Here is a 10,451-nt window from a genome sequence, read left to right on the forward strand (position 1 = left end):
GGGGGGATTGAGTAATGTTTTTAGATCGTCGAATTTTCTCACAAGAAGCCCACCAAGCACTAACAGAAATCCAAGGCAAACTTTCCCCCGCTTACCATTCAAAAGCCAGCGGACTGATTCAAGGATTAAGCGCCTATATTTCCACCTGGGGACTGCACCGACTGGCGGGGGATGCCGAAAAATTTTTATTGGGGACGGCGGAAGATACGACTTACAAAGGGGAAGTTTATCGCCATTTCTTAGTCCGGTTGCGGGCTTTTAGTGATATCGACTTTGACCCGACCGACGAAGGCAGTTTGATTCATTTACCCCTGGCTAAATATACAGCACTAAATCGCCTAGGGATGCAACTAGCAAAGGAATGGTCATTTTGGGCGGCGGCGGTACTTGGGGAGGCGACGGAATCATGAGAGAATGGCAGGGGGTTCTGGAGACACTCAAGAAGAATAAAAACCCCCTTTATGACTTGTATAAAGATGCCAGCCCGGAGGTGACTGATAAAATTATTTTCTATTTTCAGGAGGAGGAAGCGCAACAAAAGGCACAAAAGAAGTGGCCGAAATTGCAAAAGCATCTCCCCCCCCACTGGCAGTCAAAACGGATCGCTTGCGTAGTGGGAAATGCCCCCTCCCATACTCTCCCAGGGTTGCCGAATGGGAAAAAACCGAGGGGGATGCAAAAAMCGGGTTCGAGTCCCCTGCAAGCCCTGAATCATGAACCATTGGACGATCGCATTACTCCCGCCCTACAAAAAGCGATCGATGCCGAAAAAAAGTGCGCCGCCCTTTATAAAAGTTTAACCGAAAAAACCCAACTGCTGGCCACGGCTACGGTAGAAGTGTCATTTCTTTGGCGGTTACGAGTGGGGGGGTTGCGAGGTTTTCGTGAATTGTTGTTACCTGCCTTGCATCCCATTTATGGCGTGCCCTATATTCCCGCCAGCAGCCTCAAGGGAGTCATCCGCGCTTACGGGAGACAAAATCTACCCCAAGGGGAAGTAGAACGCCTCCTCGGTACCCTAGAGGGCGGTATAGGTCGGGTGCAGATTTTGGATGCTTTCCCCACCCAACCCTGTCTGGATTTGGATATCACCACGCCCCAATGGAATTGGCAAGACGATCGCATTGTATATCAACCGGCCCCCCATGTAATGTTATCAATGCTGAAACCGACCTTAACAATTGGTTTAGCCCCCACCGCTAGGGGAACCCTGGAAGATGTGGCGATCGTCCGGGAGTGGGTGAAACCAGCCCTAACAGGGGGACTAGGGGCGCGGGTGAGTTCCGGTTATGGATGCACGACAGTTAAATCAGCCCTACCCCACAGTTGCAAACACGACTTTCAACTGTGGACTGAGGGAATGTACGGAGCAACCCCACCCACAAGAGAGAATGGTAGGCGGGGAAAGCGGGAATTTCGCCCAACGGCTATTCGGGGGGTCCTGCGTTATTGGTTTCGAGTTTTGGGGTTGAGTCTGTACCCCCTGGCGCAATGTCGGGAAGTGGAGGCGCAATTATTCGGAGCGATCGCCCCCCAAACTCGCCAGGGTAGTTGTACCATTGCGGTGGATTGGCTGGAAGAGGTGGGAAGTCGCACTTATCCCGATTTTTACGAGGGGGAGATTGTTTTGGCTTCCCAAAATGCAACCCACCTGCGACTATTGGAATATTTGCTGTATCTGGCAACTCATCTGGGGGGGGTGGGACATGGTTCCCGCCGCCCTCTACACTGGAATCACCCTTATCCGGGGCTGCGGGGCTGTTACTGGGCTGTGGAATCGTTGCAATTGCCCTGTGACCAGGAGGACTGGCGGCGGTTTTTTGAGGAGATAGGGGAAAGGCTCCGGGCGGTGGCTTCCCCCCAAGGAAAGCCGGAAACTCACTCTCCGGGAAAGGGAAGACACCGCTATCAGGATGTTCTCGACCAACAGGCTTGTGTGTTTTTGGTTCCCAACAGGGGATTAAGGCATCCTGAACAGGTGAAAGATTGGTCGGTGGAAGGATGCGGGGTTGATGTGCGGGGGGAAGCTCTGGATTGGCTTTATAGTAGCGGCTTTAAGGGGAGAAACCGCCAAGGTGGGGGCAATGCCTATGTGGGCGGTGATTTGGAAATACCTTCTTTTGTGGTGATTAAGTCTAACTTTCCAGAGGGGAAGATTCCTTATCAGGCGGTGACGATTTTTGGGGCAAAACAGAGCGATCGCGCTGCTTTTGCTAGGTCTTTATCTCAAGTTAATGGCATTCGGATTTTATCGACTTTTTTGGGCTAAGTTATGACTATTTTAATCGCCAATCTGGGAACTTCTGATTTGACAGTTAAGCTGAAAGTTGATGATATAATTGAATCGGGTTATCTGCCGATTTTTGAACGGGAAGAAGAAAATATTGACCGTTGTCAGTTAACTGATGCTGAGTTGGAATTATGGCAGACACGAAATCAAAGGATTGCTGAGTGCCTTTGTCCAGAGTTACAAGTCGAGGCTTCTTTGCATCCTAAATATTTCTTCTCTTTTCGGGAAATTACCCGCAAAATTTGGGAAGATTATCAACCAGAAGATGACCCCAATGGTTGGGGCGATCGCATTTCTCCTGGCCGGATTTTGGGGGTTATTCAAACAGCCAGAACTATCTTTAAGGTGGAAAAAGCCTATATTTTTGTCACTAACCAAGTTACCCCTCAACAACCCCAAGGACATCATCGAGATACTTATTATTTGTTCCCAATTTTGGCAAAGTGGTTGGCACAAAAACAGGTGGATATTGAATTGATACCCTGGACAATTCCCGCTGATATTGCCGTTAATGATATTAACCAATTGATGCGAGTTTATGGGGAGTTTTTTCAAACCCATTTTGCCGTGAACCATCCCCACATTAATGACCTGGTTTTGATTAGCCTGAAAGGGGGAACCGGACAAATGCAAACCGCACTGCAAATGCAGGCTTTTTCTTCGGCTATTCAGAAACAAATTTTTATCGAACCGAAATTGTCGGTGCGGCATATCTTTAAAGGGGAAAATTCCCACTGTATTCTCACTCCCCGCTGGTATCACCTGAAAACACAAAAATATCAAGTGATTCAACAACTGTTACAACGGTGGGATTTTGATGGGGTGCGGGTGGTGATTAAAAATTGGTTGGAATGTTTGGCAACCCTGCAAAAGTACGATTTGAAAGATATCGATAACATTGGAAATATGTATCGTCGCTTACAGAAGGTGGAACAGGGTTTAAATTTAGCGATCGCCTATTTTAACCTGGATAATGACTATGCGAAACAGCAGGTTAACCAGTCCGACGACCTGAAAATATTATCGGATTATTACCCCCACCCCCCCGGCCAAGAAAATCGACGTTTTCCTAAACTTCTCAACCTCTATACCCAATGTTGTTTACTTTGGCAAACTGACCGCATTGCTGATTTTTTGACCAGGATGGGTTCTTTTTATGAGGAAACCTTGCACGAGTTAATTTATGCCCTCCAGGGAGATAAATATTTTGATAGACCCGAAAAGCGCGGCAATTGGATTCTGCAAACCGCTAGTCTTTTGGATGATAATCAACCGGCAGTCCAAAAGTTTTATGAACTAGAAAAAGCCTCGGAAAACTGGAATTTAGTTAATGCTATTAATCGGGGTAAATGTCTCGTCAATCAACGATGGGTTAAGCCTCTTGATGACCGGAAATATGGCGATCGCTTTGTTTTACCCGGTCGCCCCACTAAACTTAATTTTGTTCATGCTTTGCTGGCAACTCAGGGAAATAAGCCCCAGCTTGATGCTTGGGAAGAGCTGGTAAAAGCCATGGCATCCCTTGATTATTGGTGTGTGAAACGCAATAAATTAATTCATGGTGCTAAGGTGATTTCTAAAGAACGCATGATGGAGGTTTTAGAGGAAGATAGGCAGATGATTTTAGAATCTCAAAAATCCCGAAATTTTTGGGTAGATTTTGACATAAAAAACTCTATTGATTCTGCCAGTTTTCCCGATGGTTTTAATAAGTCAGGATTAACGATTTTGGCAGCTATGCAAATCCTTTGCGAAAAGGCGATCGTTTTGATGGAAGTGGAACCGCCACCCTCCCTATTTTTTCAGGATAAAATCACCGATTATTTTCACCCCTTCCGCCAGCCCTATTACCTGTATTCAGATATTAAGGAATGGGTACAACAGTTGCTTAACCAAGATGAATAGTATTAGCTCATCAAAAACACAGCAAATTCATCAATTAAACCAACTCCAAGGGAAAATGGTTGTGGACTCCTTAGTGTTGTACCTGATTAACTCTAAAATTTTCACCCTCGACGATTTTACTCCCCCCGACGAGCGAGGAGGAGTCTCTTCCTGTTAGGCAATTCACTGAACAACGATTGACACAGCTCAACAATTGCGTTAAGCTAGACGACTACACAGCAAGCGAGTTAAATGCCGAAATATACATCACCAAGTGAAACATCTCAATACTTTGGTGTATGTTTACATACCCTAAGAAGATGGGAAAAAGACGGCCAGATTCAAGCAATCAGGACACCCAAAGGACAGAGAAGATATGAAATCGCCTCCTACAAGGGAATATCCGATCGCATTCGGCAAAGAGCAATTATCGCTTATGCCCGCGTTTCCAGTCGTGGACAAAAAGCCGACCTTGACGGAGGAGCTGCAAAGCTACTCGAAGTATACCCCAATGCCGAACTCATCACTGATATCGCCAGTGGTCTTAATTTCAAAAGAGCAGGACTTAGAGCCGTTTTGGAACTCCTCCGTCAAGGCGATGTCGGATTTATTGTGGTTGCCCACTTTGACAGACTTGCCCGTTTCGGGTTTGACCTCATTTCCTGGTTGTGTGAACTCGACAAAACCAAAATCGTGGTTCTCAACCAAGACAGTTTATCCCCAGAACGAGAATTGGTTGAAGACATCCTTGCCATTGTTCATATCTACCGCTTCCGGGAAGCCAGCTACAGTTGCCGACTTTACGGACTCAGAAAGTACAAATCTGCAATCAAAAAAGATCCGGATTTATCCCAGTCCTGAACTGGCAAAAACTTGGAAAAAATGGCTGGCTGCTTGTCGTTATTGTTTTAACCAAGCCATAGCCATGCAGCGTCAATCAACGACTCGGATTGGGAAGCTGAAATTGCGAAATCTGGTCATGCAATCTGATTTACCTCAATGGGTGAAAGAAACACCTTGTCATATCAGACAGAACGCCATATTTGACGCCCACCAAGCCTATACAGCCAGTCGTGATGCCTGCTTCCGAAGTATTCGTAATCCACAACAAACAATCAAATTTAATAATTCCAACTTTACCAAAGGTACATGGTACAGTCAGTTAACGAAAAAGCTGAAGTTTAAGGCAAGCGAGCCCATACCACATCAATGTGATTATGGGACTCAATTGATTTATCGGCGTGGTAAATGGTTTGCTGTTTTTCCTGAACCTGTAATTAAAAGTCATACATATTCAAGGAAAATAATTGCCTTAGATCCTGGGGTCAGAACTTTTTTAACTGGATATGACGGCGATAAAGTAATTGAAATTGGCAACGGCGACATGGGGCGAATCACAAGATTATGTACGCATCTAGATAATTTAATTAGTCGCTCAACCAAGGTAAATGCCAAACGACGCCGTTCTCTGAAAAAAGCAGCTAATCGGATTCGAGAAAAGATTCGGAACTTAATTGACGAAGTGCATAAAAAAGCAGCACATTATCTGACTACTAATTATGGATTAATTTTTCTGCCTCGCTTCGAGTCTTCCTCTATGGTAGCCAAGTCAAGAAGAAAAATTCAGTCGAAAACAGTCAGAAATATGCTGACCTGGGCACATTATCGCTTTAAGTTAATTCTGAAACATCAAGCAGCAAAGCGTGGTTGCGTGGTGCTTGATGTGGGCGAAAGTCACACATCTAAAACCTGTGGAGTGTGTGGACATCGCCACGCCAAACTAGGTGGTGCGAAAATACACAAGTGTCCTCACTGTGGCAGTCAAACACCTAGAGATGCAAATGGCGCACGTAATATTATGTTGCGTGCTTTGAGGGATTCCTCCTTTACTGTCAGCAATGATGGTATTGCTATAGTTACAGTCCGAGCATTGTCAATTAATGTTCAGGACTGTTCAGCTTAAATGAATCAGTTTACCTACATTCGGATGCTCTGAAAAAGTATCTCAAGCACTGGCAGGACAAGCTATCCCTCTCCACCACCCATCCCCATACAGGTCACAAGGTCAGCTACTATCGCTGTCTGGAATTACAGGTGTGGGAGTACATCTCCTGTCTGATGGGAGAACGGGAGACCTATCGACCGATGTTGTGGAAAATTTAGCTTTTTCCAAATGATGCCCCAGGTCTGACCTGTAACATCCATTCACCTACAGGGGTCTGGCAAACCGCCCAATCACTGATTTTTTCGTTGACCCCTATAGGTGGACTGCTACGACCGGGTTTCAGTCATTTTGTTAACTCAATTATTGCTAATCTATGTCAATAATTGGGGTACTGACTTGACCCCTATAGAATTGGTGGGTTAGAATCCCTTCAGAGCAAGGATTTCGTTCTTATGCTCTTGAGACTTCTTTGAAAGTCGAACGTATGGCAACCTTGGGCAACTCCAAGCAACCTTTCGAAGGCAACTTCTTGAGACTTCTTTGAAAGTCGAACGTATGGCAACCAGTAACAATAGACAGCCAAAGAAAAAAATGTCCCCCTTGAGACTTCTTTGAAAGTCGAACGTATGGCAACGGACGACACCTGCATGTTGGGGGGTTTCCCCAATTCTTGAGACTTCTTTGAAAGTCGAACGTATGGCAACCACTCAAGCGCTATGTCTATGATAGCCCTACTTTCCTCCTTCTTGAGACTTCTTTGAAAGTCGAACGTATGGCAACAAGCATTGGCGGCTTCCCACGCTTTCCATGACAAAGCTTGAGACTTCTTTGAAAGTCGAACGTATGGCAACCCTTCGGCCTGGAGCTCGCCCAGCCCCAGGTAATGTCGTCCCCCTTGAGACTTCTTTGAAAGTCGAACGTATGGCAACTTCTACGGAGTAGTCATCCCAGATGGAAATACTTCTTGAGACTTCTTTGAAAGTCGAACGTATGGCAACCTCCGTCTACAACGCACCCAGATATGGACGTTATTTTCTTGAGACTTCTTTGAAAGTCGAACGTATGGCAACTCGGTAGCTAGACTTTCTATTCTCTGCCAATCCGCTTGAGACTTCTTTGAAAGTCGAACGTATGGCAACGTGTTTCAAAGCCCGGAGAGATGAACTCCCTCCTTCTTGAGACTTCTTTGAAAGTCGAACGTATGGCAACAGCAGTGGGAGGACGATTTAACGTCTGACCGCGTCTTGAGACTTCTTTGAAAGTCGAACGTATGGCAACGTTACGATGGCAAGGACAAGAAGTCCCAAAGAGAGAGTCTTGAGACTTCTTTGAAAGTCGAACGTATGGCAACAGGAAACTTCCCCCTCTGGACTAACGCAAGCTGAAACTTGAGACTTCTTTGAAAGTCGAACGTATGGCAACAACAAACACCCCTACTTGGTGCATTTTCTCATCCTCTTGAGACTTCTTTGAAAGTCGAACGTATGGCAACCATTCCTGGTCGGGATGCACATACACATTTGTAGCTTGAGACTTCTTTGAAAGTCGAACGTATGGCAACAAGACGAGAGGTATGTGCCCAAATATTAGGCACTCCTCTTGAGACTTCTTTGAAAGTCGAACGTATGGCAACTTGAACGGTAACGTCCCCAACATGGGTAGAGAGCTTGAGACTTCTTTGAAAGTCGAACGTATGGCAACTACTTTTTTGTAAATGTCAAAAAGCGATCGCTTTTTGAACGGAAGTAGTGCTAAACTGTTTCAGAGCCAATGGGATACCCAAAAGGAGACATCCAATGCTGTGGGATGAACTTGATATCGATATCAATACAGTTCCCATCGAGCAGTTAGCTACTTATACTGCCGTCGAATATTTTTTGTGTCATCAAAGCATCCCCCCCCAAGAAGCCACCCCCCTGCAACGGGTGCAGCATTACCTGGAGTCTTTTTATCACCTATGGGAGGTAGAAGATTGGCGGCGGGCGACCCAAATTTTGACAGTGATTCCTGACCCCCAAAGCAACCAAGAATTACACGACCAATTGGGAGTTTGGGGTTATTATGACCAACAAGAAAAACTCTATAAATCTCTCCTCGGAAAATTGAATCCGGGCTGTGATGCCGTTTGTTACAACGGCTTGGGGAATATTTACGATGCCCTGGGAGAGTTAAACGAATCTGAAAGCTACCATCAAAAACATCTGGAAGTTGCCCGAAAATTGGGGGATAAAGCCGGAGAATGGAAAGCCATTATGGGATTAGGGAACGTCGCCAAAAACCGGGGACAGTGGCAACAAGCCGCGACCTATTATCAACAAAGTTTAGATATCCTGGAAAAACACCCAGATGCCGAGTCTCCCCAAGGGCGTGCCATGCTGATGGGTAATCTAGCCAGCATTTTAAGCCGAGAAAATCCCGAAGAATCCCTGCATTTAGCAACGGCAGCTTTGGCAATATTTCGGAACCTTGGCAATCCCTACCTTATCGCCCGCGCCCTAGTTTTAATGGGGGATATTTACAATTCCTTAAAACAACCGGAATCAGCCCTAAAGTATCATCAACAGAGCTTAGAAATCGCTGAAAAATGCCGGGAGGTAGTGGCTGAAATTGATGCAATGAAAGGCATCGCTGAGGCAAATTTGCAATTGAATAACTGCCCCCTTGCTCAAAAATGGTATCAAAAATGCAGGGAATTAATCAGAATCATCATCGGACCTTGGGACAGCATCCATTGGTTCGCAGTGCTTCCCTAGAAGAGTATCAACAGTTAATCGATCGCCTCCAACAGTAATTAGGACGACTCTCAAGCCGCCCCAACTGTTAGGAATGGATTTATTTGTGGTTTTTTGAATTGCGATCGTTGGCAATTTCCATGCCTAGCCATGCAGTAGCATTAACCGTAGTGCTAACCACTGGTTCCCCTGTAATTGTCGTACAGGCGCAGCAGGCAATGACGATCGCTTTAATTAGGGCTATGGTGTATTCTCTAGGGTATTTCGGTGAACGACGGCGACGGCGACGGCGACGACCGACCCTATAACCCCTAGGACAAGGTTGGTATTTGTCTTCATGACGTGCTGTAGGTCTGGTCATGGCAGCCTCCTTGGGGAAATGACCAAACAAATTAGTTTCCCTGGGCTGCTTTATTGATTTACATCATACCAGCACCGGAATCTAAATGTCAACCCTCCTAGCTAATTTTTTGGGGGTTGCTATCTAGGGGGGAGATGGGTATAACCTAGGGATGCCATAGACAAGGGTTGTCTCTACCCCCTTCAAATATCCAGGGGAATGGCGGATAATTCCAAGGCATAAATGGTTTCTCCCTGAAACTGGGAAACTCGCACAAAGTAGGTTCCCATGGGTAATAGGTCAATATCAATGGATTCTGTGGCTAAAGCCGGGTTATTGGATGAGGCGATAATATCATCAGGTTGAATGGCTTGATTTTGATTGATATCTTGGATTAAATCCACATTAGCATCGGCTTTTAAACCGTGCAGAAATAGGCTAAACTCACTACCATTATTGGGGATGATAAATTCATAAATATTGACGGGGTTATCATCCGTAACCGAGTTAACTATAGTCCGACTTCCTAAGAGAGTATCTAAGGCGATCGCATTACTGAGGTCATCCATTAACTGGGGGGGTGCGCCTAACCTACCTAACTCTAAACCAAACCGATAAAAATGCTCAAAAATGCTGCCGATTATTTCATCCTCTATTCCCTCCACCGCATCGAAATTGCGATCGCGATAAAACTCCGTATTAAAGGACTCGCTAGGGTCTAAACCCTCAAATTGTCCGATTTTCAAAAAATGCTCAAAGGCGGTAAATTCCCCGTTAGCTACTCCCTGAGAAACCGTGGGATTTTGCTGTAGATAAAAAACCGGGTCAAAAAAGGGATTTGGGCTGCGGTTGTCTGTTTGTCCAATATTAACAAAATGAGCTGCTGCAGTGGTAATTCCCTCCTCTACTTCTGACTGAATATCGGGATTTTGGGCGAGATAATATTCACTATCAAAAATGGGGTTAGGGTTGCGGCCCTCAAATTGTCCATACCGAGAAAAATGCTCGAAGGCGGTCTCGAAAAGACCGTCGGCGATCGCATCTTGAACGTCCTGATTTTGTGCCAAATAAAACCCTTCATCAAATAAAGTTTCAAGGGTAAGCATAAAAAGCCTTTTCCCAGCAGAGGATTAATGTTCACCACTAGATTATCGCCAATTAGTCGTCAATCGTCCATTCCCATTGTAGGTTAGGCGAATATGTAGCGAATATGTAGGTTGTGTGAAGCGCAGCCAAACCCAACTTCCCCAGTGTACCATT

At 45.6% G+C, this 10,451-nt stretch carries 8 protein-coding genes and 1 CRISPR repeat array; of the genes, 6 read left to right on the top strand and 2 right to left on the bottom strand.

What is annotated here, in order from left to right; all coding sequences use genetic code 11:
- Positions 1-14 precede the first annotated feature (14 nt).
- The 6 genes from B9T16_RS21445 (at position 15) to B9T16_RS21470 (ending at position 8,872) form a co-directional block, all read left to right on the top strand.
- Positions 15-410 carry a hypothetical protein gene (locus B9T16_RS21445; RefSeq protein ID WP_006618682.1) on the top strand — a complete coding sequence of 132 codons (396 nt, stop codon included), beginning with the start codon at positions 15-17 and terminating at the stop codon, positions 408-410.
- Positions 407-2,269 (top strand): RAMP superfamily CRISPR-associated protein, encoded by a 1,863-nt coding sequence (locus B9T16_RS21450; protein WP_410245708.1) that lies wholly within the window; start codon positions 407-409, stop codon positions 2,267-2,269. Before B9T16_RS21445 ends, B9T16_RS21450 begins: the two co-directional genes overlap by 4 nt.
- Positions 2,270-2,272: 3 nt before the next feature.
- Positions 2,273-4,195: a hypothetical protein gene (locus tag B9T16_RS21455; RefSeq protein WP_410245709.1), complete on the top strand. Its 1,923-nt coding sequence runs from the start codon at positions 2,273-2,275 to the stop codon at positions 4,193-4,195.
- 231 nt (positions 4,196-4,426) lie between these two features.
- Positions 4,427-5,035, top strand: a complete 609-nt coding sequence (locus B9T16_RS21460) for an IS607 family transposase (RefSeq protein ID WP_014276768.1) — start codon at positions 4,427-4,429, stop codon at positions 5,033-5,035.
- Positions 4,929-6,137, top strand: coding sequence for an RNA-guided endonuclease InsQ/TnpB family protein (locus B9T16_RS21465; RefSeq protein ID WP_071941216.1), 1,209 nt, complete (start codon positions 4,929-4,931; stop codon positions 6,135-6,137). Before B9T16_RS21460 ends, B9T16_RS21465 begins: the two co-directional genes overlap by 107 nt.
- A 439-nt stretch (positions 6,138-6,576) precedes the next feature.
- Positions 6,577-7,820: a CRISPR direct-repeat array (repeat unit 35 nt; unit sequence CTTGAGACTTCTTTGAAAGTCGAACGTATGGCAAC).
- 95 nt (positions 7,821-7,915) lie between these two features.
- Positions 7,916-8,872 carry a tetratricopeptide repeat protein gene (locus B9T16_RS21470; RefSeq protein ID WP_006616211.1) on the top strand — a complete coding sequence of 319 codons (957 nt, stop codon included), beginning with the start codon at positions 7,916-7,918 and terminating at the stop codon, positions 8,870-8,872.
- Between the two features lie 79 nt (positions 8,873-8,951).
- On the opposite strand, the gene B9T16_RS21475 is transcribed toward B9T16_RS21470, so the two are convergent.
- The gene (locus B9T16_RS21475) at positions 8,952-9,212 is read right to left on the bottom strand and encodes a hypothetical protein (protein WP_148261876.1); all 261 of its coding nucleotides are present in this window, start codon (positions 9,210-9,212) and stop codon (positions 8,952-8,954) included.
- Between the two features lie 182 nt (positions 9,213-9,394).
- A complete protein-coding gene (locus tag B9T16_RS21480; RefSeq protein ID WP_410245710.1) occupies positions 9,395-10,297 on the bottom strand; it encodes a calcium-binding protein in 903 nt (300 codons plus the stop codon).
- Positions 10,298-10,451: the final 154 nt, after the last annotated feature.

The organism is Arthrospira sp. PCC 8006 (assembly GCF_046480465.1).
Classification (GTDB): Bacteria; Cyanobacteriota; Cyanobacteriia; order Cyanobacteriales; family Microcoleaceae; genus Limnospira; species Limnospira platensis.